General features: G+C 34.7%; 22 protein-coding genes. 8 read left to right on the forward strand and 14 right to left on the reverse strand.

All coding sequences use genetic code 11. The annotated features are described in order from the left end of the window. Positions 1 to 56: 56 nt before the first annotated feature. Entirely contained in the window at positions 57 to 350 is a 294-nt protein-coding gene (locus RMR09_RS06100) for a hypothetical protein (protein ID WP_310594913.1), read from the forward strand. Between the two features lie 9 nt (positions 351 to 359). Here the strand turns inward: RMR09_RS06100 and uvrA are convergent, their stop codons facing one another. Further along, entirely contained in the window at positions 360 to 3,143 is a 2,784-nt protein-coding gene (uvrA, locus tag RMR09_RS06105; protein WP_310594914.1) for an excinuclease ABC subunit UvrA, read from the reverse strand. A gap of 305 nt (positions 3,144 to 3,448) precedes the next feature. Between uvrA and RMR09_RS06110 the strand changes: the two genes are divergently transcribed. Together RMR09_RS06110 and RMR09_RS06115 are read left to right on the forward strand one after the other, a co-directional pair. After that, entirely contained in the window at positions 3,449 to 4,033 is a 585-nt protein-coding gene (locus RMR09_RS06110; protein ID WP_310594915.1) for a sigma-70 family RNA polymerase sigma factor, read from the forward strand. Between the two features lie 50 nt (positions 4,034 to 4,083). After that, on the forward strand, positions 4,084 to 4,227 hold the full coding sequence (locus tag RMR09_RS06115) for a hypothetical protein (RefSeq protein ID WP_296685533.1): 144 nt from the start codon (positions 4,084 to 4,086) through the stop codon (positions 4,225 to 4,227). 62 nt (positions 4,228 to 4,289) lie between these two features. Here RMR09_RS06115 and nth read toward each other — a convergent pair whose 3' ends face one another. After that, positions 4,290 to 4,940 (reverse strand): endonuclease III, encoded by a 651-nt coding sequence (gene nth, locus RMR09_RS06120; protein ID WP_310594916.1) that lies wholly within the window; start codon positions 4,938 to 4,940, stop codon positions 4,290 to 4,292. A 58-nt stretch (positions 4,941 to 4,998) separates the two neighbouring features. On the opposite strand from nth, the gene bcp reads away from it, so the two are divergent. Further along, positions 4,999 to 5,451: a thioredoxin-dependent thiol peroxidase gene (gene bcp, locus RMR09_RS06125; protein WP_310594917.1), complete on the forward strand. Its 453-nt coding sequence runs from the start codon at positions 4,999 to 5,001 to the stop codon at positions 5,449 to 5,451. A 69-nt stretch (positions 5,452 to 5,520) separates the two neighbouring features. Here the strand turns inward: bcp and RMR09_RS06130 are convergent, their stop codons facing one another. Then, complete coding sequence (locus tag RMR09_RS06130; protein WP_310594918.1) at positions 5,521 to 6,981, reverse strand: TonB-dependent receptor; 1,461 nt, start codon at positions 6,979 to 6,981, stop codon at positions 5,521 to 5,523. 231 nt (positions 6,982 to 7,212) lie between these two features. Here RMR09_RS06130 and RMR09_RS06135 point away from each other — a divergent pair, with 231 nt between their 5' ends. Together RMR09_RS06135 and RMR09_RS06140 are read left to right on the forward strand one after the other, a co-directional pair. After that, complete coding sequence (locus tag RMR09_RS06135) at positions 7,213 to 7,977, forward strand: MBL fold metallo-hydrolase (protein ID WP_310595132.1); 765 nt, start codon at positions 7,213 to 7,215, stop codon at positions 7,975 to 7,977. Between the two features lie 7 nt (positions 7,978 to 7,984). Further along, positions 7,985 to 8,485: a hypothetical protein gene (locus tag RMR09_RS06140; protein WP_310594919.1), complete on the forward strand. Its 501-nt coding sequence runs from the start codon at positions 7,985 to 7,987 to the stop codon at positions 8,483 to 8,485. A 10-nt stretch (positions 8,486 to 8,495) separates the two neighbouring features. Here the strand turns inward: RMR09_RS06140 and RMR09_RS06145 are convergent, their stop codons facing one another. The 4 genes from RMR09_RS06145 to RMR09_RS06160 form a co-directional block, all read right to left on the reverse strand. Next, positions 8,496 to 9,146: a dienelactone hydrolase family protein gene (locus tag RMR09_RS06145; RefSeq protein ID WP_310594920.1), complete on the reverse strand. Its 651-nt coding sequence runs from the start codon at positions 9,144 to 9,146 to the stop codon at positions 8,496 to 8,498. Positions 9,147 to 9,150: 4 nt separating this feature from the next. Next, the gene (locus RMR09_RS06150; RefSeq protein WP_310594921.1) at positions 9,151 to 9,480 is read right to left on the reverse strand and encodes a hypothetical protein; all 330 of its coding nucleotides are present in this window, start codon (positions 9,478 to 9,480) and stop codon (positions 9,151 to 9,153) included. A gap of 3 nt (positions 9,481 to 9,483) precedes the next feature. Beyond that, positions 9,484 to 10,740, reverse strand: coding sequence for a dihydroorotase (locus RMR09_RS06155; RefSeq protein ID WP_310594922.1), 1,257 nt, complete (start codon positions 10,738 to 10,740; stop codon positions 9,484 to 9,486). Positions 10,741 to 10,884: 144 nt separating this feature from the next. Next, a complete protein-coding gene (locus tag RMR09_RS06160) occupies positions 10,885 to 12,813 on the reverse strand; it encodes a BatA and WFA domain-containing protein (RefSeq protein WP_310594923.1) in 1,929 nt (642 codons plus the stop codon). A 136-nt stretch (positions 12,814 to 12,949) separates the two neighbouring features. Between RMR09_RS06160 and RMR09_RS06165 the strand changes: the two genes are divergently transcribed. Then, entirely contained in the window at positions 12,950 to 14,053 is a 1,104-nt protein-coding gene (locus tag RMR09_RS06165; protein ID WP_310594924.1) for a lactonase family protein, read from the forward strand. 48 nt (positions 14,054 to 14,101) lie between these two features. Here RMR09_RS06165 and RMR09_RS06170 read toward each other — a convergent pair whose 3' ends face one another. The 7 genes from RMR09_RS06170 to RMR09_RS06200 form a co-directional block, all read right to left on the reverse strand. Beyond that, complete coding sequence (locus RMR09_RS06170; protein ID WP_310594925.1) at positions 14,102 to 15,448, reverse strand: DEAD/DEAH box helicase; 1,347 nt, start codon at positions 15,446 to 15,448, stop codon at positions 14,102 to 14,104. A gap of 69 nt (positions 15,449 to 15,517) precedes the next feature. Next, on the reverse strand, positions 15,518 to 16,282 hold the full coding sequence (locus tag RMR09_RS06175; RefSeq protein WP_310594926.1) for a TIGR02757 family protein: 765 nt from the start codon (positions 16,280 to 16,282) through the stop codon (positions 15,518 to 15,520). 247 nt (positions 16,283 to 16,529) lie between these two features. Next, positions 16,530 to 17,195 (reverse strand): ABC transporter ATP-binding protein, encoded by a 666-nt coding sequence (locus RMR09_RS06180; protein WP_310594927.1) that lies wholly within the window; start codon positions 17,193 to 17,195, stop codon positions 16,530 to 16,532. Positions 17,196 to 17,273: 78 nt separating this feature from the next. Beyond that, positions 17,274 to 17,579 carry a DUF6787 family protein gene (locus tag RMR09_RS06185; protein ID WP_310594928.1) on the reverse strand — a complete coding sequence of 102 codons (306 nt, stop codon included), beginning with the start codon at positions 17,577 to 17,579 and terminating at the stop codon, positions 17,274 to 17,276. 106 nt (positions 17,580 to 17,685) lie between these two features. Next, positions 17,686 to 18,636: a D-2-hydroxyacid dehydrogenase gene (locus RMR09_RS06190; RefSeq protein WP_310594929.1), complete on the reverse strand. Its 951-nt coding sequence runs from the start codon at positions 18,634 to 18,636 to the stop codon at positions 17,686 to 17,688. A 62-nt stretch (positions 18,637 to 18,698) separates the two neighbouring features. After that, positions 18,699 to 19,769 carry a 3-phosphoserine/phosphohydroxythreonine transaminase gene (gene serC / locus RMR09_RS06195; RefSeq protein ID WP_310594930.1) on the reverse strand — a complete coding sequence of 357 codons (1,071 nt, stop codon included), beginning with the start codon at positions 19,767 to 19,769 and terminating at the stop codon, positions 18,699 to 18,701. 90 nt (positions 19,770 to 19,859) lie between these two features. Then, positions 19,860 to 20,921, reverse strand: coding sequence for an acyl-CoA reductase (locus RMR09_RS06200; RefSeq protein WP_310594931.1), 1,062 nt, complete (start codon positions 20,919 to 20,921; stop codon positions 19,860 to 19,862). Between the two features lie 116 nt (positions 20,922 to 21,037). On the opposite strand from RMR09_RS06200, the gene RMR09_RS06205 reads away from it, so the two are divergent. Beyond that, complete coding sequence (locus RMR09_RS06205; RefSeq protein ID WP_310594932.1) at positions 21,038 to 21,388, forward strand: 4Fe-4S dicluster domain-containing protein; 351 nt, start codon at positions 21,038 to 21,040, stop codon at positions 21,386 to 21,388. Positions 21,389 to 21,401: the final 13 nt, after the last annotated feature.

Consider the following 21,401-nt stretch of genomic DNA (forward strand, 5'->3'; position numbering starts at 1 on the left):
TACTATGTAATGGAATTATTTTTGTTATTAGTTTATGAAACATAATCCCAATTCAAATGAATAACAATCCCATTAGTTCTGAAAAAAGTTTACAAGACTATTACAATAGAGTTAGTACTAAAATACGTGCAGGCTTTACTGTAAAGGAAAAAAACGATAAATTACCTTTTGCTATTTTGTCAAGAGAAGCCAGAGCCATCAATCACACATTTAATTTTGTGTTGTTTTGTTTGACTTTCGGTTTATGGTCTATTGTATGGTTGTATTTGACTTTTGTCTACGGTAAAGAAAAAAGAATTCTTATTGCAATAGATGAAGACGGTAAAACTTTCGAGGAACGATGCTATTAATTATCCGATTTATAGTTTTTCTTTTAAATAAGTAGCTGTAATAGACTCCTTCATTTTTACTAATGATTCAGGAGTTCCCGCACCCAATAATTTTCCGCCATTTTCTCCTCCTTCTGGCCCCAAATCGATAATCCAATCGGCACATTTAATAAGGTCCAGATTGTGTTCAATGACAATAATAGAATGTCCTTTTTCGATTAATGCATCAAAAGAGGCTAATAACTTTTTGATGTCGTGAAAATGCAATCCCGTAGTTGGTTCGTCAAAAACAAAAAGCGCTTTGTCTTTGGTAGCTCCTTTTACTAAGAAGGAAGCCAATTTAATACGTTGTGCTTCTCCGCCAGAAAGGGTAGATGATGATTGTCCTAATTGAACATAGCCCAATCCAACATCTTGAAGTGGTTGTAACTTCTGATTGATTTTAGTTTGTTTGTGTGTGGCAAAAAAGTCAATCGCATCATCAATAGTCATCGTTAAAATATCATTGATATTTTTGCCTTCAAAGGTTACTTCTAACACTTCTTTTTTGAAACGTTTTCCATTACACGCTTCACAATGCAATTGCACATCAGCCATGAAAACCATTTCTACGTTGATTGTACCTTCTCCCTTACAGCTGTCGCAACGACCACCATCCACATTGAAAGAAAAATGTTTAGCTTGGTACCCTCTAATTTTAGATAGTTTCTCTTTGGCATACAAATCCCGAATATCGTCATACGCCTTGATGTAGGTTACTGGATTCGAACGTGAACTTCTTCCAATAGGATTTTGGTCTACGTATTCAATATGTTTGATGTGCGAAAATGAGCCTGTCATTTCAGTAAATTGACCCGCTTTTTCACCTGCATTATCTAATTTTTTCTGTAAAGCAGGAAATAAAATCTTCTTTACTAAAGTACTCTTTCCACTTCCAGAAACACCTGTGATTACAGTTAAAACGTCTAAAGGAAAAGTAACATCTATATTTTGTAAATTGTTTTCACGTGCGCCTTTTATTTCGATATGATTTTTGAAAGGTCTTCGCTTTTTCGGAACCGAAATTTCTAAATTGCCATTCAAATATTGAGAAGTTAACGAATCCGATTTTAAAATTTCGTCATACGTCCCTTGGGCCACTAAATTTCCTCCATGTGTTCCTGCTTCTGGTCCAATATCAATAATCATATCCGAAGCTTTCATAATGTCTTCGTCGTGTTCTACTACAATTACGGTGTTACCTAAGTCTCGTAAAGACAACAATACTTTAATCAATCGTTCAGTGTCTTTGGGGTGTAAACCAATACTGGGTTCGTCCAAAATATACATGGAACCAACCAAACTACTTCCTAATGAAGTCGCTAAATTGATGCGTTGCGACTCACCGCCAGAAAGGGTAGCTGAATTTCGATTGAGTGTGAGGTAATCTAACCCAACTTCAGTTAGAAATGACAAACGATTGTTGATTTCAATTAACAGTCGTTTAGCAATTTGTTTTTCGTATTCGTTAAGGTCAATATTTTTGAAAAATGTTACCAAATGACGAATCGGTAAATCTACCAAATCCGAAACGGTTTTGCCATTTATTTTCACATAAGAAGCTTCTACACGCAAGCGTTTGCCTTTGCAAGTGTTGCATTTGGTTTTGCCTCGGTAACGCGACAACATCACACGATTTTGAATCTTATAATTTTTTTCTTCTAATTCTTTGAAGAAATCATTTAGTCCTTGAAAATATTGATTTCCTGTCCAAAGCAATTCTTTTTGAGCATCTGTCAGTTCAAAATAGGGTTTGTGAATTGGGAAATCAAACTTGTAGGCATTTTTGACTAATTCATCTCTGAACCAACTCATACTTTCGCCACGCCAAGGAAAAATAGCATTTTCAAAAATAGATAAAGTTGTGTTTGGCACTACCAATTCAGCGTCAATTCCAATGATATTACCGTAGCCTTCGCAGACAGGACATGCTCCATAAGGATTGTTAAAACTGAACAAATGAACATTAGGTTCTAAAAATGTAATTCCGTCTAACTCAAAATTATTGGAATATGAAAAACGTTTTTCGGCATTTAATTCTTGCAAATAACAAATTCCTTTTCCCTCAAAAAAAGCGGTTTGAACGGCATCGGCTAATCGGTTGTAAAATTCTTCTTCCTCCTTAACAACGATTCGGTCAATAATCAAAAAGATTTCTTTTTTACCCAAATTTTTTGGTAATTCGTCCAAACGAACCATTTCGCCATCGACTAAAATTCGAGCAAAACCTTGTTGCAATAAGACTTTCAATTTGTCTTCTAGTTGGCGTCCTTTTTCTAAATGAATAGGAGCGAGGAGGAGCCATTTACTATCAATAGGAAGTTGTTTTACATCTGCTACAACATCAGTCACGGTATTTTTTTTGACTTCTTGACCAGAAATTGGAGAAAAAGTACGCCCAACACGTGCATATAGCAATTTGATGTAATCGTAAATCTCTGTTGAGGTTCCCACAGTGGAACGCGCATTAGTGGTATTTACTTTTTGTTCAATAGCAATAGCGGGCGCAATACCTTTGATATATTCTACTTTGGGTTTGTCTAAACGTCCCAAAAATTGGCGCGCATAAGACGATAAACTTTCTACATAACGACGTTGTCCTTCGGCATACAAAGTATCAAAAGCCAAACTTGATTTTCCAGAACCTGAAAGTCCTGTAATGACTACCAGTTTGTTTCTAGGAATCGCTACATCTACATTTTTTAGGTTATGTACTTGAGCGCCTTTAATAATGATGTTTTTCTTCGGATCTAATGTAGAAAGGTCAATTGACATAAAAAGTATAGTTTTCACAAAAGTAATCAATTTTCAACTGAGAATTACTACTACCAGAAATACAAATTAAGGGTTTAATTACTTCTTTTTTGGCTCCCTCAAAAGAAGGTTTACGAGCTAAGATTTGGTGAGTTGTTTTATCGTGAATCTCACATAACATGGATTTTATTCCTTTTTTGTTTGCATATTCCGATAAAATTAAGTTAAATTTGTCCGTATAATCATCATATAAAACAAAACGCCTATTTAACAATATTACTTTTTAGAACATTATTTAGAATTACAAACCCTCTAAAAGGTATATTATGGCTATTACTCCTATTGATGATGCTACATTAGTAAATGATTATATTGCTGGCAATGAAACTGCTTTAGCAACTCTTATCAAACGACACCAATCTAAAATTTTCGGTTTTATCTATTCCAAAGTAGGCGATAGAGATCTTTCCGATGATATTTTTCAAGATACGTTCATTAAAGTAATTCGTACTTTAAAATCCAACGCTTATAATGAAGAAGGTAAATTTCTTCCTTGGGTAATGCGTATTGCACATAATTTGATTGTGGACCATTTTCGCAGAAACAAAAAAATGCCGCTGTACAGAGAAACAGAGGAGTTTTCTATCTTCTCCATTATGACCGATGATACGCTCACGATAGAAAATAAATTAATTTCGGATCAGGTGGCTAAAGATTTACGTCAATTGGTTGAGGAACTCCCCTCAGATCAAAAGGAAGTCTTGATGATGCGTTTGTACCAAGACATGAGTTTTAAGGAAATATCAGAAGCAACTGGAGTAAGTATTAATACTGCTTTAGGTCGAATGCGTTATGCTTTGCTGAATTTGAGGAAAGTGATTGATAAGCACCAAATTATTTTGACCAACTAAGCAATATTTCATAGATTTTGGCGTTGTAGTGTAAATTGTAAACACAAACTATGGCAAAAATCTACTCTAAGAAATCATTTGTTGCTCCAAAAATGAAACCAAAGAAAGAAGTTGTGTCTTTCTTGTTGAACTATTCAAAAGCGTTGAAAGTAGTCAAAACTGAGCAAGCTACTTTTGAATTAATCGCTAATTAAAATTTCATTGTTAGTTACTAAACTGCCTTTATTCTTGTAGAATAGAGGCAGTTTTTTATGTTTTACTTCTTGGAGTAATCTTCTAAAACAGATTTGCGTCCGATAGTTTTGGTAATGATGTCTTTCTCTAAATCCCAACCACGCGCAGGCGAATATTCGCGCCCGTACCAAATGATTTGTAAGTGCAATTCATTCCATAAATCTTCAGGGAAAATACGTTTGGCATCTTTTTCAGTTTGCACCACATTTTTTCCATTGGTTAAATTCCAACGATACATCAACCGATGAATATGTGTGTCCACAGGAAAAGCTGGAACACCAAAAGCTTGTGACATGACAACACTCGCCGTTTTATGTCCTACGGCGGGTAATTCTTCTAAGGCTTCAAAACTTTGAGGAACTTGTCCGTTGTGTTTTTCAATAAGAATTTGAGATAAACCATAAATACCTTTTGATTTCATTGGCGATAAGCCGCAGGGGCGAATGATTTCTTTGATTTCCTCTACGGTTAATTTTACCATATCGTAAGGGTTATCAGCTTTTGCAAATAAAAGAGGCGTGATTTGGTTCACTCGAACATCAGTACATTGCGCAGAAAGTAATACTGCAATAAGCAAAGTATACGAATCTTTGTGATCTAAAGGGATAGGAATTGTAGGATACAATTCTTTTAACGTATTTATAACAAATGTTACCCGTTCCTGTTTGTTCATTTTTGTATTTTTATTCCTGTAAAAATAGCACAATTTCAATTATTCAAAAATAGAATTTATGACAACATTAAAAATAGGGGATCCCGCACCAAAATTTTCAGGCGTAGATCAGGATGGTAAACCGCACCAATTAGCAGATTACAAAGGAAAAAAATTAGTGGTATTCTTTTATCCTAAAGCGAATACTCCAGGTTGCACCGCCGAAGCTTGCGATTTAAGAGATAATTTTGAACGTTTTCAAGCTAATAATTATGCGCTTTTAGGAGTTAGTGCCGATGCGCAAAAAGCACAAGCCAAATTCAAAGAAAAATTCGATTTCCCTTTTCCATTATTGGCTGACGAAGACAAATCTGTAATTCAAGCATTCGGAGTTTGGGGACCAAAGAAATTTATGGGTAAAGAATACGATGGAATTCACAGAACGAGTTTTGTGATTGATGAAAACGGAATTATTGAGGATGTGATTTCAGATGTTAAAACGAAAGCACATGCCGCTCAGATTTTGAAGTAATTTTATTCAAGTAAAATAAAAATCCCCAACCGGTTAAGTTGGGGATTTTTTTGATTTTATATTTCAGTTTTATACTTCTTTCAAAAATTTACTCGGTTCATAACCAAACAAATGGTGTTCTTTGATAATTTCAGCCACACCAGTAGGGAGCATTGGTTCCCAACCTTCTTTTCCTTGACTAATCATTTTTAAGATTTCACGAGAGAAGACTTCTAAAATATCAGGATTGTAATCTGCTATATCAACCACTTTACCATTGAATTTAAAGAATTTGTATAATTCTTTCATTCGTGGATGTACTTTTAAGTTTTCTGAAGTAATGATTTCTCCATTTTCGCCAAGCATTGGGTACAAGAATACTTTCATGTCGCGATAGAATAATTTACCAAAGGCTTCTAGGATTCCTCCGCTTAAATGACGGTAGTATTTCTCGTCAAAAATATCAACAAGATTATTTACACCCATTGCCAATCCCATACGGGCTTTGGTATAATTAGCAAAATATTCGACTACTTTATAGTATTCTTGGAAATTGGAAATCATAACCGTTTGGCCTAGTGAACAAAGTAGTTCTGCTCTATCCATGAAATCTCTTTCGTCGATTTCTCCGTCAGAGCGTAAGTTAGACAAGGTAATTTCAAAAACCACGAGTGTATTCTCTTTTTCTACCTTGTTTTCTTCAAGGAACATCTTCAAGGATTTTTCATACATGTCCATGTTTACCTTGGTAACAGGACGGAAACTTCCTCTAAAAGCCAATAAGTTTTTCTTGTATAGAATAGCTGCGGGTAGAATATTTTTCCCTTCAGGGTTGAACATTACGGCATCTGTCATTCCATTTTTTACCAATTGTAAACTCATCAAACGATTATCAACATCAGCAAAACGAGGTCCGGAGAAGTTGATAGTATCAATTTCAAGTTGGTCTTTGTCTAAGTGGTCGTACAAATAGCGCAATAACTTTTTAGGATCGTTGTATTTGTAATAAGCTCCATAAATTAAGTTTACTCCAAGAATACCTAGCGTTTCTTGTTGCAATCTCGAATCGGTTTCTTTGAAACGAATGTGAAGAATGATTTCGTTATAAGCTTCATCAGGTTCGATTTGGAAACTGATCCCAACCCAACCATGACCTTTAAATTGTTTTGCAAAATCAATAGTTGCCACGGTATTGGCATAACTGAAGAACATTTTGTTGGGGTGCTTGTCTCTACTCAAACGCTTTTCAATCAAACTCACTTCGTGAGAAAGCATCTTTTTTAAACGGCTTTCGGTTACATAGCGACCATCTTCTTCTATTCCGTAAACGGCGTCACTAAAGTCCTTGTCGTAGGCAGACATCGCTTTTGCAATAGTCCCAGACGATCCACCCGCTCTAAAAAAATGGCGAACCGTTTCTTGTCCGGCACCAATTTCAGCAAAAGTTCCGTAAATATTTTCGTTAAGGTTGATACGTAGCGCTTTATCCTTGATAGAAGGAATTTGCTCCATTACCTTATCTCCTTTGAGTTTTATCTTTTTGGTATGCATTATTTATATCAAAAGTGCTTTTATGTTACAAAGTTAACAAATTAGCGGTTTGATGAAAGATATTTAACCTTATTTTTGTAAAAAATCGACATCTTAGCATCATTATTATTTGAATCGTATTTTTAGTGCATTCAAATGTAGAATTACTATTTTTGAATACTGATTTTTTCGTTATTGATAGTAGAAGAAACGGATTCTAATTTGAAACCAATTCTAAATAAACCACCACTTTTGAAAGTATATTTTTTAGGTACCGGTACTTCGCAAGGAATTCCAATTATTGGAAGCGATCATCCTGTATGCAAAAGTCTTGATGCAAAAGACAAACGCTTGCGTGTTTCGGCATGGGTGTCGTGGGAAAATTATTCTTTTGTGTTTGATTGTGGGCCTGATTTCAGGCAACAAATGTTGGTTTCCAAATGTCAGAAAGTTGATGGAATTTTGTTCACTCACGAACACGCAGATCATACCTCTGGGATAGATGATATTCGTCCTTTTAATTTTAGACAAGGGGCAATGCCAATTTATGCACATCAACGCGTAATTGATAATTTGAAGCAACGTTTTGATTATGTATTCGAAACAGTAAATAAATATCCTGGGGCGCCTTCTGTTACTACTTTTGAAGTTCAAAATAATGCTCCTTTTACTATTGGGAATAAAATAGCAATTCCTATTAATGTGATGCACGGCGACTTGCAGGTTTTTGGGTATCGCATTGATGATTTTGCTTATTTGACCGATGTAAAAACAGTCGCAGAATCAGAAATCGAAAAACTAAAAGGACTCAAAGTTTTGGTCGTAAACGCTTTACGTGAAGAGCCGCACCAAACTCATTTCAATTTGCAAGAAGCTTTAGATTTTATAACTTTGGTCCAACCCGAAAAAGCATATTTGACTCACATTAGTCATCATTTAAGTTTTCATGAAGAAGTACAAAAAAAGCTTCCTGAAAATGTTTTCTTGGCGTATGATAATTTAGAAATCACAATTTAATTCCTATATGAAACGTTCACTACTACTTTATTTAACGATACTTTTTGCTTTGACTACTTTGTTTACCTACGTGTTTTTAAGTAATGAAGTTTCTTTTGAACAAAAACGTTTCGACAAGTCAACCACCAGATTGAAAGATAGTTTGACTTCCCTTTCGAATCAATTAGCAGATGCTAATTATTTTTCTCTAGCCAAAAATGAAAATGCACAGAATTATTTTGAGAATCAAAATACTCAGAAGACTATTCAGTATGAGAAACTAATTCCTGTAGTTACAGAAAAGCTATTGGATTACAATTCGAATCCAAAAGGGAATCCTTATACAGGACAAGACCAAATTGGAGCTAATAAATTTATTGTCAATAAAGTGAAAATCTTGAATCACCGTTGGATTATTGCTGATTTTAGCGATGGCGAAATTTGGGGAGAAGTATTGTTGAAATACTTTGTTAATGAGGATGAAACTATCTCTTTTGAAGTAAATCAGTCGCTTTTATATCAAAAATAAAGGATATTTTTTAAGAGTGGGCTTGTAGCCAATTCTTAAAGTCAAAAAATACTTGTGGCGAAATACCATGACCAATAGGGTATTCTTTGTACGTGTGAGCAATGCCTACTTGGGTTAAAAACGCGTCTGATTTTCTTGCCCATTCAATAGGAATAACTTGATCTACAGTTCCGTGAGAGGCAAAAATTCCCAAATTAGAAAAGTCATTTTGTTCAAAGCCTTCTTTTAAAATAGGTTGGCTTACATAACCACTCAATCCAATTACATTTTTAATTTTTTGAGGTTCAGAAAGTGCCACTCCATAACTTAAAATTGCACCTTGGCTAAAACCAATTAACGTAATTTTTTTAGCATCAATAGGATAGTTTTCTATTAGTTCATCAATGAAAGTACCAATTAAATCTCTTGATACTTTGGCTTGTTCGTGGTCAGAGAATTTATTTTCGTCAGCGTCAAAGTTGATGGCGTACCAAGCATAACTTCCGTATTGTAAGTCATACGGAGCGCGCGCCGAAATGATATAATACTCTTCAGGAAGTTCAGAAGCGAATGAGAATAAATCAGCTTCGTTGCTGCCATATCCGTGTAATAAAAGTAAAAGCGGATTGCTTTCTTTTTTTATTTTGGGTTCCTTGATGAGGTATTCTAAAGATAAATTCATGGTGTTACGAGATATTAGACAACCATTTTTGGAAATACGTTCCTAACAGCGGCATCGGTTTCGTTTCACCTTTAATCGCTGTAAATATTCCATAACCCCATAAAACCGAAATGAAAATCCACATCGGAAATGAAATCAATAAACTGTCAAAATTACTGATGATTAAGCCTAAAGAAATAAAGGTTAGAGTTAGACCTAAACCTTGACGAATATGAAAGGTGGCGAAGGGATTTTTAGTTTCAGCATTCATAGACATGGCAATGAATACGCCAATTCCTAAAATATAACTGGTAATAGCGGTTGCTTTTCCTGCTTCAATTGTTTCTTTGTTCATGATTTATTGATTTAGAATCAATTGGTTTTGATTCACAATTCCGTACACTTTTCCTTCTTGTTCCGTACCAATAAAAGCGGAGTTTTTAGATTTTGAGTGGATTGAATCTGCGGTAAAAGTGCTTTTCCCTTCTGGGTTGAATAAGCTTAAATTTGCTTTAGCACCTTCAGTGATTGTAGGACTTTCTATCCCAAATGTAGTTCTACCCGCAGTTAGTTTTTCGATTACCATTTCGACAGGCAAAATCGTCATTAAAGCGCCAAATGCACTTTCTAAACCAATCGAACCGCTTTTTGCGGTATCAAAATCCATTTTTTTATGTTCAATATCAATCGGGTTGTGATCTGAAGTAATCATGTCGATGGTTCCGTTTTTGACTCCTTCAATTAAAGCGAGTCGGTCGGTTTCCGTTCGCAAAGGCGGAGTTACTTTGCAGCGAGTGTCAAATTCTTCTAATTTCTCATCGGTTAAAACCAAATGATGTACTGCTACAGAGCAGCTTATTTGTAATCCTTTGGCTTTGGCTTCTTGAATTAAAGCTACTGATTTAGCCGTTGAAATGGTTGGGATATGTAATTTTCCACCAGTATATTCTAGTAAAAACAGGTTTCTGGCTACTTGTAATTCTTCGGCTAAATTCGGAATTCCTTTTAGTCCTAATCGTGTTGAAACAATTCCTTCGTTAGCCACACCATTTCCTTTAATTTTTTCATCTTGTGAAAAGGCAATGACTAAGCCGTCAAAATCTTGAACGTACTGCAAAGTAATTTTAAGCAAATTAGCATTGTCTAAACTTCGATTGTAATCTCCAAAAGCAACTGCTCCTGCATTTTTCATGTCGAATAACTCAGCCATGTCTTTTCCTTCACTTCCTTTGGTTAAGGCACCAATTGGGAACAATTCGGTTGCTGCTCCAATGGCTTTGCTTTTTACAAAAAGTATTTGAGATTGATTATCGATAACAGGGAAGGAGTTGGGTTGTAACGCAATTCCGGTGAATCCACTTTGTGCTGCTACTTGTAATCCGTTTCCAATTGTTTCTCGATCTTCAAAACCAGGTTCGCCTAAAGAGACACTACTGTCAAACCAACCTTGTGAAACATGTAAGTTTTCACGATTGATTTCTTCAAAATTTTCTGGATTAGGTAGTGCTATTCCTATTTTGGCAATACAACCATCAGCAATTAAAATATCTACAGTCTTATTGTGGAAAGGACTTTTTGAGTCGATAATTTTTGCGTTTCGGAGGATTGCTTTCATGTTTTTCTTTGATTTTTTATTGTGTAAAATCGAATGTTTATTTAATTCTAAACCAGTATTTTAATGGTTTTTATTTAAAGTTTTTATTTGATTTAAATTATAACGCATTTTATTAATTTTAAAAAGATTAAATTGTATTCAAATTTACTTCATGAATCGTATAATTGCCATTTCTGTTACTAGAAATAACAGTGCAAATATAAGAAACCATTTCCATATCTGGCTATCGTTATTTTCGGATTGTATGTGATTGAAAAGAGTAGCTACGGAGTCTATTTGGACATTATTAGAAAGTAGTTTTTCATTATTTTGAAACAAGTCACTTTCGCTTCGATTATAATTGAAACTAATATTTTTTATCCATTGTTTGTTATTGAAAACACTAAAATTTCCAGCTAGGTTTGGATATTCGCCAAAATTCATTTTGACTTTAGTACTCAAAATCTGTTGTATTGGAATGAATTGTTCATTCTCATTTTTGATAGTTAGTACTCCTTCTTCAGCAATAGTAGTTTTGACAAAAAAAGAATCGGTATTTCCAATGGTCAGTGCATCTATGTCATTCATTTGATGGCTTTGTGCCAATTGGTAGAATACAGGTACTATTAAAGGCGATTGTTGAAAGTTTGAATTTTCTCGATTTAATGGTGCAGAGAAAATAGATAGCGTTCCAGCTTCTTTATTTGAAGAAATTAAAAACGGACTTTCGTCTTGGTATGATAAAATAGCAGGGCTTGTACTTGTAATGGTAAACGAAGATTTGGTTTTTGGATACTGAAAATTTGAAATTTGATTTTCAAAAACATTCTTGAAAATAGGATGATTGAAATGAATTTTAGTGATCAATTTCTCATTGGTACTGAGAGATTGAAAAACCACATTACCCAATTTTTGAGCGATTGAATTCAAATTTGAAATTTCGCCTTTGGCAGCAGGAATCAGAATTAGATTGCCGCCTTTGTTTACAAAAGATTGTAAAGTGGTTTGAAGTGCTTGCGGAATTTCTTCCACTTCGTTCAAAATAATCGCATCCTGTGCTTCCAGTTGGTTGTAATCTAATTGGGCTAAGGTGCTGTTGTGGTAATCAAATTCGTCACTAGTGTAAATTCGTGCCAAGAAATTGCTTTTAGCTGCTTCGCCAATGCTTATACAATTGCTTTTTTTTCTTTCTGAAATGCTGAAATAAAATGTGTTGTCAAAAGTTAATCCATTATCAGTTAGCGAAACGTATCCGTGAAAGGCTTTTTTGGGAATAGTAAACGGAATCACTTGTTTTTGTTTTTTTAAAGTAAACCGGGTTTTAGCAACCAGCTTTTTTTCATTGTATAAGCCCATCGAAATAGGCTGGGTGTTTTCGCCATAACTGCTAATTTGAACACCTAATTCATAAAAGTTATCGAGTGTCTGACGAATAAAAACACTATCAATAGATACATTATTTTGTTGTTCCGCTTTGGGAATAATGAAAGAAAGGTCTTCGTTATCATTAATTGTTTTGAGTTGTTTCGACTCTAAACCAATTCCGTCGGTAATTACTACAATTTCTTTTTTATACGGAGACGGATGTGCTTTGATTTGGTTTAAAATAGGATCCAATTGAAAAGGGGTTGCGCTATATTGTAGATTTTGAAGTTCTTTTTGAATGGATTGAATGTCGGTGTTCCAAAAAGCTTCGGTATTGGTTAACAAAGAAAAATGAAGACTTTCGGGTGTTACTTCTAATAATTCCTGAATGGCACGTTGCAAAAGAGCTCCTTTCTTGCCCTTGGCTTGCATGCTGTACGAATTATCAAGAACGATATAAATATCTTTTTGAGTAGGGGATTCATCTTTGGAGGTAAAAAAAGGTTGGGCAAAAGCCAAAATTAAAGCGGTTACCAAAAGCAATCGTGTGGCAAGTAATAACCATTTTTTGATTTTAGAACTTTTCCGACTTTGGATAGTGAGTGCTTTTAAGAAGCGGACGTTAGTAAAATATTCTTTTTTGAAGCGTCGCAATTGAAACAAATGAACCAATATTGGTACAACCAAAAGAAATAGAAAGTATAAAATTTCGGGATGTTTGAATTGCATTGCTCTTTGTGTTGTATTAAAAACGCATTAGCCAAAAATACAAATTTGAAATGAGTTGCACCGTTTGAAAGTATACAATTTAATGACTTACTATTTCGATTTATTGTGTATTTTAGCTTTTTAATCCCGTCACAAAATGAAAAATACACTTACTCTTCTATTAGTTTTGCTAGTTTCTTTGGCACAAGCCCAAACAAAAAAGTACCCTTTGTTAATTGGTACCTATACTAATACTTGTGATAGCAAAGGAATTTATGTTTATGATTTTGATACTAATACTGGGGATTTCGTATTTAAAAATGCTACCGAAAAAGTGATTAATCCTAGTTATTTGACACTTTCTAAAGACCAAAAAATAGTGTATGCTGTCAATGAAAATGGCAGCGAAAGTACCGTGAGTTCGTTTCAGTTTAACTCAGCAAGTGGTGAGCTAACAAGCTTGAATCAACAAAAAGCACAAGGAGCCGATCCTTGTTATATAATCAATGATGATAAAAATGTAATTGTTGCCAATTATTCAGGTGGGAATATTGCTGTTTTTGGTAAAAACTCCAATGGCAGTTTGACAGCGATCAAGCAAGTGGTACAGCATAAAGGAAAAGGTATTCATTCGCGTCAAGAAGGCCCACATGTTCACATGGTCTATTTTTCACCAGATAAAAAATATGTTTTGAGTAACGATTTAGGAACGGATGCGGTGTCTATTTATGAATACCGTCCTAATGCAGGAACTGAAGTTTTGAAATTAAAAACTACGGTTGCTGTTCCATCAGGAAGTGGACCAAGACATTTAACGTTTAGTAAAGATGGGAAATATGTTTATTTGTTGCAAGAATTAAACGGTGCTTTGTCGGTTTTTAGTTTTGCCAATGGTCAATTACACAAAATCCAAGAAACCACTATTTTAGCCACAGATTTTAAAGGTAGTTTTACCGGAGCAGACATTCATATTTCGCCTGACGGAAAATTTTTATATGCTTCGAATAGAGGAGACGCTAATACCATTTCTATTTTTAAAATCCTGAAAAATGGTCAATTGGTTTCACAATCAGTAGTTTCTTCTTTAGGGAAAGGTCCTCGTAATTTTGCTATTGACCCAACTGGTAAGTTTCTTTTAGTAGCACACCAATACTCTAATGAAGTCGTTGTTTTTAAAAGAGATGCCGTTTCAGGAGCTATAACAGATACTGGTAAGCGCATTGCGTTATGTTCGCCGGTCTGCTTGGTATTTGGTAAATAATATTAGATTTACGAAATACGATTTACGAAGAGCGTAAATAAGAGACTCTTATTTTTTCTTCTTCTTTTGAGCTCTAGTTTTCAGCATATTTCGATTAACCGAACCATGTGTTTTCTTTTTAGTTTTTGAAGGCCCACCTAAGTTGACTTTGGTATTCTTTTTGGCTTTGTCATGAAAAGCACCATCGCCTTCCAATTTTACTTTTTTCATCAAAAACTTTACGGGTTGGCGGTCTTTTTCAGGACCAATCAACTTAATAGAAATTTCAACTTCTTCTGGAAAAGGAGTGATCTCAAGTTCTTTATTCATTAAGACTTCTACTTCCACAAACGATTCTTCTTCGCGAGGAGTAACAAAGCTAATAGAAGTACCTTCTGCATCAGCACGACCGGTACGACCAATACGGTGCATGTATAATTCGGGTAATTCAGGCATTTCAAAGTTGATAACATGGGTAATATTGGAAATATCCAAACCTCTCGCCATAATATCAGTAGTGATTAAACCACGTAAATTACCTTCTTGAAATTCAGCCATTGTACTCAAACGGTAGTTTTGTGATTTGTTAGAGTGAATTACACCAAACTGTCCTTCAAATTCTTCATCAATACTTTCAAAAAGTAGATCCGATATTTTTTTATTGTTCACAAAGACTAAAACTCTACTCATACTTTCATCCGTAGTCAACAAATGTTTTAATAAATTGACTTTGGTGTTGAAATTAGGAACTTGGTAAGTGATTTGTGTAATTTTTTCTAAGGGAGTTCCTGAAGCCGAAAGCGTTACTTCTTCTGGATAATCAAAAAAGTCATTCAAAACAGCATCAACTTCTTCCGTCATGGTAGCTGAAAACAAAATATTTTGACGTTTGGTTTTCATCATTGCCAGTAAGGCAGTTAATTGGGTTCTGAAACCTAAATTTAGCATTTCGTCAAATTCGTCAATGACTAATTTTTGGGTTTCGTCAAAACGAACTACCGCATCAAGTGCTAAGTCCATGGTTCGACCAGGTGTTCCAACTAAAATATCAACTCCTTCGTAAACGGCTTTTTTCTGGGTGTTAATGTTGACACCTCCGTATATTCCAAGGGTGTTGACCGACATATATTTGGTCAATTTTTCTACTTCTTCCACTACTTGAACAACTAGTTCTCGGGTTGGAACTAAAATCACGATTTTGGGTGTATTGGTAGGCGTGAATTTGTACAATTTTAACAACGGCAATAAATAAGCAAAGGTTTTACCTGTTCCTGTTTGTGCAATACCCATCATATCACGTCCCGACATAATTACAGAAAATGATTTTTCCTGAATGGGTGTAGGCGTCGTAAAGCCTAATTCGTCAATGGCTTTTTGTACGGATTTAGGAAGATTGAATTGCTCAAAAGTGCTCATAAATTGCTATTTTGTGCAAAGGTACATTAAAAAGGGGGATTTTTGGTGTATTAAGTTGTTCGTGTCAAATCAAAACCCTTCAAATACTCCTAAACCAAACAAAGCAAAATCATATTTCACAGGGTCGTTGGGGTCTAGAGTTCGTAATTGAGTATCGAGTTCGGCTAACGCTTTGGCGTCGTTTTGTTTACGATGTAGCAAACCTAATTTCCGAGCTACATTTCCTGAATGTACATCGAGCGGACAAGAGAGTGCTGCCGGTGAGATACTTTTCCAGATTCCTAAATCAACTCCTTTAGTATCTTGACGAACCATCCATCTGAGGTACATATTGATTCGTTTGGCCGCCGAATTGTTCATTGGGTCTGAGATGTGCTTTTGGGTTCGTATAAGATGTGGAGCTTCAAAAAATAATTTCTTAAATTCATGAATGCTTTTTTGCATTGAATGAAGTTCTTGATTTTGTGCAAAAACCGCTTCCAGTCCGTTGCAGTTTTTATAGATATGTTGCAACCCCTTTATAAATCCAATAAAATCTTGCCCATTAAAAGTACGATGTACAAACGATTCTAAATCTTTTAAATCGGTTTCTTGATGTGAAATTACAAAGTCGTAGGGTGAATTGCCCATTAATTCCATCATCCGATGCGCATTTTTAATAATCATTTTACGGTTGCCCCAAGCTATGGTGGCAGCCAAAAATCCTGCAATTTCGATATCTTCTTTTTGAGAAAACAAATGCGGAATTTGAACGGGATCACTATCGATAAAATCGCGTGTATTGTACTGAATTACTTTTTCGTCAAGAAAAGATTTTAGTTCAGAATGAGTCATGGTAGTGTCAAGAATAAATGGTATTTCAAAGATATGTTATTTAGAGTAATTTAGATTATTAGTAAATATTACAGATATTAATAAAATTTAACCACATAGATACATAGATGTATTAGATTCAAAAGAAGGGATAGAAATAGTTCTATTTTCCACATAGTTATTATGTGAATAGTGTAACGTCTATCTTATTCTTTCAGTATAATTTTGACTATGTTTCTATGTGGTAAAAAAAGAAATAATTTTGCAATTACGAATTACTAATTTGTCCGTCTACCATAATTAATTTTCGATCCGCCATATTAGCTAAGTCTTCGTTGTGTGTTACTATGACAAAGGTTTGTCCAAATTCATCACGCAATTGAAAAAACAATTGATGTAAATTTTCTGCCGAATGCGTGTCGAGGTTTCCAGAAGGTTCGTCAGCAAAAATTACATCGGGTTTATTAATTAAAGCTCGTGCTACTGCTACACGTTGTTGTTCTCCACCCGAAAGCGCATTGGGTTTATGGTTAATACGGTGCGAAAGACCTAGGTAATTGAGTAATTTTTTCGCTTCAGTTTCGGTTTCTTGTTTGTTTTTATTGGCAATAAAAGCAGGAATGCACACATTTTCTAAAGCGGTGAATTCAGGTAGTAATTGATGGAATTGAAAGATAAAACCCAGGTTCAAATTTCTAAATTTAGATAAGGTTTTGTCGTTCATTGTCAATACATTTTCTCCATTGATGAACAACTCCGTCCCTTCTTGTACAGAAGGTTGATCTAAAGTACCTAATAATTGTAGTAAAGTAGTTTTTCCTGCTCCCGAAGCTCCAACTATAGAAACGATTTCTCCTTTTTGAATGTGTAAATCTACTCCTTTTAGTACTTCTAATTGGTCGTAAAATTTATGAAGTTTTTTCGCTTGTATCATCTGAAACTTGTTTTTACAAAGAAACAAAGATTTTTGGTTATCCAAATTAAAAATTCAGTTAAAGAATTTGGTGTGAGATTATTTTTCTTTCAATAAAAAACCTAAGCCAATTTGGTGAAGCAATTTTTTTTCGAATTTCCAAAAGAACGCAAATTGACCAAAAAGAAATCCGATACTGACTAAAAGGACTTGGTACAATGGAAATATCAAAAGTAGTCGAATAGGAGTGAAGAAAAATCCAAAATCATCTTTAGTGATACCTAGCCAAAGACATACGGGTTTCGAAACCATAGCTGAGGCCGAACCGGTTATTGCAAAAACGATAAAAATGATACTGAGTTGGAAATTAGATTGCACACCCCAACGCTGTTTTAATTTTTTCATTATGATTGTCTAAAGCGTTACAAAGTTATCATTTTAGGAATAAAGCAAGCATAAAAAAAAGGATGTCTTTTTCAGACATCCTTTTCAGTTCTATTTTTTGAAAAAATTAACCTAAAATACTGATGATTTGTTGTGCTAATTCAGTTCCAATTCTATCTTGTGCTTCTCCTGTAGCTGCTCCAATGTGGGGAGTCAAAGAGATTTTTGGGTGCATAAGGATTTTCATTTCTGGTTTTGGTTCGCTTTCAAAAACGTCTAATCCAGCAAATCCAACTTTTCCACTATCTAAAGCATCGATTAAAGCAATTTCGTCAATTACTCCACCACGTGCACAGTTAACGATACCAACACCATCTTTCATTATTGCCAATTCAGCTTTTGAGATGATGTATCCGTTTTGAGCAGGAACGTGTAATGAGATAAAGTCAGCTTCTTTAAACAAGGACTCTAAAGATTGAGAAACGATAGTAGTCGTTACTGATTGACCGTCAAAGAATTCTACTTTTACATCTACTTTGTCAATAAAGCTATCAGCAGCAATTACTTTCATTCCTAAACCAAGCGCCATTTTTGCGGTAGCTTGACCAATACGACCAATTCCCACAATACCTAAAGTTTTACCTCTTAATTCAGTTCCGTTAGCGTATGCTTTTTTCAAACCTTCAAAATTAGAATCACCTTCTAAAGGCATATTTCTGTTAGAGTCGTGTAAAAAACGAACTCCATTAAATAAATGACCAAAAACCAATTCAGCAACTGATTCTGATGAAGAAGCTGGTGTATTGATTACGCTGATTCCTTTGCTTTTAGCATACTCTACATCAATATTATCCATACCAACACCACCTCGACCGATGATTTTGATACCAGGACAAGCATCGATAATATCTTTACGTACTTTAGTTGCACTACGAACCAAGATAACACTTACGTTATTTTCGTTAATAAAGTTAGCCACTTGTTCTTGTGCTACTTTAGTAGTAATCACTTCAAATCCACCTTTTTCTAATGCTTGAATTCCGCTTTTAGAAATTCCGTCATTTGCTAATACTTTCATTGTGTTTATTTCATTGCGAGGAATGAAGTAATCTCATCCTCAAATTGATAAATTGTTTATTTTTATACTGCTTTTTCTAAAGCTTGCATTACGTCAACTAAAACTTGAACGCTTTCAATTGGCATGGCATTGTACATAGAAGCTCTGTAACCACCTACTGAACGATGTCCTGGCAATCCAGAGATTCCAGCTTCTTTCCACATTGCGTCAAAAATTGGTGCATGTTCTGGGTTATTCAATAAGAAAGTAGCATTCATGTTAGAACGATCTTCAACAACTGCTGCTCCTTTGAATAATGGGTTTCTGTCAATTTCGTTATAAAGCAATTCAGCTTTAGCATTGTTGATTTTTTCGATAGCGGCAATTCCTCCTAGTTTTTTCAACCATTGCAATGTTAGTAAAGAAGCGTACACTGGAAAAACAGGTGGTGTATTGTACATACTTTCTGCTTTAATGTGTTTAGCATAATCTAACATACTTGGAATTTCTCGTCCGTTTTTACCTAGAATTTCTTCTTTGATAACTACTAAAGTTGTTCCAGCAGGGCCCATATTTTTTTGAGCTCCAGCATAGATGATATCAAATTTAGTAAAGTCCAATTGACGTGAAAAAATATCAGAACTCATATCGCATACTACAGGAATGTTAGTAGTAGGGAATTCTTTCATTTGAGTTCCAAAAATAGTATTGTTACTTGTACAGTGGAAATAATCTGCGTCAGCAGGAATAGTATATCCTTTAGGTACGTTGTTATAATTTTGTTCTTTTGATGAAGCCACAACAACAGTTTCTCCAAAAAATTTCGATTCTTTGATAGCGGCTGATGCCCAAGTACCTGAATCTAAATACGCTGCTTTTCCGTTTTCTTTCATCAAGTTGTAAGGAACCATCAAGAATTCTAAACTAGCTCCTCCAGCAAGAAAAAGGGCTTGGTATCCTTTGCCTTCTAAACCTAATAATTCAAGAACTAATGCTCTAGCTTCATCCATTACCGCAACAAAATCTTTGCTTCTGTGCGATATTTCCAAAATAGATAAACCTGAATTATTGAAATCTAAGATAGCTTGTGCTGATTTTTCAAAAACTTCTTGTGGTAAGATACAAGGTCCTGCGCTGTAGTTGTGTTTTTTCATGGTTGTTGTTTGTTCCAAATTTTAAAAGTGCAAATTTCGGGAATCAGACTTTAAAAACCGTTAAATAATCAGAAATATTTAAACAATTTTTTACTTTATTGTTAACGAAAACGAAATAGTATCGACGTTGTCAGCATAATCCCATAATTGCGGCCGTTGTGTCTGTCCAAATGGGATGCTATTTTTAACCAAATTGGCACTTACAACACATTGAATTTTGTCTGACTCAGTAGCTATCCTTTTCTCCACATCGGCAAGTTCATCGTAGTACTCGTAAAACACGCTCGAAATAGGAGAAGCGTGACTTGAATCTTCTTTTAAAGTCAAAAATCCGTTGTCTAATAACTTGTAATTACTCATCAAAAACACCGCTTTATTGTAATCGTAATTGTTAGCATATTTCTCGTAATGAATTACATCTTGGTATTCAAAAATAGCTTCAAAAAAAGCATCAAAAGAGTATCCTTTTGGTACAAAAATTTTAGATACATTACGGCAACCTAAACCGAAATAGCGAAAAATATCTTCTCCCAAAGCGATGAGCTGTTCTTTAGTTTCTTTTCCGTTTAGTACTGCAATTGAGTTTCTGTTTTTTCGAATAATTGAAGGTTTGTCTTTGAAATAATATTCAAAATAACGCGCTGTATTGTTGCTTCCTGTGGCAATTACGGCATCAAAATTTTCTAATTTCCCATCAATAAATGTGATTTTACTAGCCAATTCGGGTTCAATTGCAATAAGATATTGGGCTAAAAATGGCAATAAGTGTTGGTCGTCTGATGAGGTTTTTACCAAAACATTGTGACCCGAAATTAAAACGGATATAAAATCGTGAAATCCTACTAAAGGAATATTTCCAGCCAGAATCAATGCAATGGTTTTGGATTCGGTTGAAGTAAAATCATAGGATGAAGTCCATTGGTTCAGATTTTCTGCCGTTAAGGCTTTTGCCCAAGATTGTATTGAGAAATAGACTTGCTCAGGAGTGTACCAACCGTTATGAGATTGGGACAATTGAATTAATTGTTCAAAATTATCAAAAAACAAATCATTATGCAGGACGCTAGAATCCTTGGTAGAATTGCCTTCATTGAACTGATTTAAAAAGCGTCCTAATGTAACAAAAACATTTTTTTTTGTTTCTAAGTCCATAATGTTTGTTTATGAATGGTTTTGATTGTAATTTTGCACAAAAATAAGGATAAATAAGCCGAAAGTCAAAAGACAAATCGAAGACTTTAGACTTTCAAACTTTAAGACTAGAAAATATGGCAATTATAATTACAGATGAATGTATCAATTGTGGGGCTTGTGAACCAGAATGTCCAAATACTGCAATTTACGAAGGAGCTGATGACTGGAGATATAAAGACGGAACAAAACTAAGTGGTAAAGTAATTTTACCTGATGGTACAGAAGTTGATTCAGATGCGGCTCAAACCCCAATTTCTGATGATGTGTATTATATCGTTCCTGGAAAATGTACTGAATGTAAAGGATTCCACGATGAGCCACAATGTGCTGCGGTTTGTCCAGTAGATTGTTGTATTCCTGATGAAAATCACGTTGAGTCTGAAGAAACATTGTTGAACAGACAAGCTTTTTTACACAACGAATAGGTTAAAAAAAATT

It is taken from the genome of Flavobacterium sp. (assembly GCF_031537875.1).
Classification (GTDB): Bacteria; Bacteroidota; Bacteroidia; order Flavobacteriales; family Flavobacteriaceae; genus Flavobacterium.

Coding starts and splice junctions, on each gene's coding strand:
- RMR09_RS06100 (WP_310594913.1), top strand. CDS start 57: ATGAATAACAATCCCATTAGTTCTGAAAAAAGTTTACAAGACTATTAC.
- uvrA (WP_310594914.1), bottom strand. CDS start 3,143: ATGTCAATTGACCTTTCTACATTAGATCCGAAGAAAAACATCATTATT.
- RMR09_RS06110 (WP_310594915.1), top strand. CDS start 3,449: ATGGCTATTACTCCTATTGATGATGCTACATTAGTAAATGATTATATT.
- RMR09_RS06115 (WP_296685533.1), top strand. CDS start 4,084: ATGGCAAAAATCTACTCTAAGAAATCATTTGTTGCTCCAAAAATGAAA.
- nth (WP_310594916.1), bottom strand. CDS start 4,940: ATGAACAAACAGGAACGGGTAACATTTGTTATAAATACGTTAAAAGAA.
- bcp (WP_310594917.1), top strand. CDS start 4,999: ATGACAACATTAAAAATAGGGGATCCCGCACCAAAATTTTCAGGCGTA.
- RMR09_RS06130 (WP_310594918.1), bottom strand. CDS start 6,981: ATGCATACCAAAAAGATAAAACTCAAAGGAGATAAGGTAATGGAGCAA.
- RMR09_RS06140 (WP_310594919.1), top strand. CDS start 7,985: ATGAAACGTTCACTACTACTTTATTTAACGATACTTTTTGCTTTGACT.
- RMR09_RS06145 (WP_310594920.1), bottom strand. CDS start 9,146: ATGAATTTATCTTTAGAATACCTCATCAAGGAACCCAAAATAAAAAAA.
- RMR09_RS06150 (WP_310594921.1), bottom strand. CDS start 9,480: ATGAACAAAGAAACAATTGAAGCAGGAAAAGCAACCGCTATTACCAGT.
- RMR09_RS06155 (WP_310594922.1), bottom strand. CDS start 10,740: ATGAAAGCAATCCTCCGAAACGCAAAAATTATCGACTCAAAAAGTCCT.
- RMR09_RS06160 (WP_310594923.1), bottom strand. CDS start 12,813: ATGCAATTCAAACATCCCGAAATTTTATACTTTCTATTTCTTTTGGTT.
- RMR09_RS06165 (WP_310594924.1), top strand. CDS start 12,950: ATGAAAAATACACTTACTCTTCTATTAGTTTTGCTAGTTTCTTTGGCA.
- RMR09_RS06170 (WP_310594925.1), bottom strand. CDS start 15,448: ATGAGCACTTTTGAGCAATTCAATCTTCCTAAATCCGTACAAAAAGCC.
- RMR09_RS06175 (WP_310594926.1), bottom strand. CDS start 16,282: ATGACTCATTCTGAACTAAAATCTTTTCTTGACGAAAAAGTAATTCAG.
- RMR09_RS06180 (WP_310594927.1), bottom strand. CDS start 17,195: ATGATACAAGCGAAAAAACTTCATAAATTTTACGACCAATTAGAAGTA.
- RMR09_RS06185 (WP_310594928.1), bottom strand. CDS start 17,579: ATGAAAAAATTAAAACAGCGTTGGGGTGTGCAATCTAATTTCCAACTC.
- RMR09_RS06190 (WP_310594929.1), bottom strand. CDS start 18,636: ATGAAAGTATTAGCAAATGACGGAATTTCTAAAAGCGGAATTCAAGCA.
- serC (WP_310594930.1), bottom strand. CDS start 19,769: ATGAAAAAACACAACTACAGCGCAGGACCTTGTATCTTACCACAAGAA.
- RMR09_RS06200 (WP_310594931.1), bottom strand. CDS start 20,921: ATGGACTTAGAAACAAAAAAAAATGTTTTTGTTACATTAGGACGCTTT.
- RMR09_RS06205 (WP_310594932.1), top strand. CDS start 21,038: ATGGCAATTATAATTACAGATGAATGTATCAATTGTGGGGCTTGTGAA.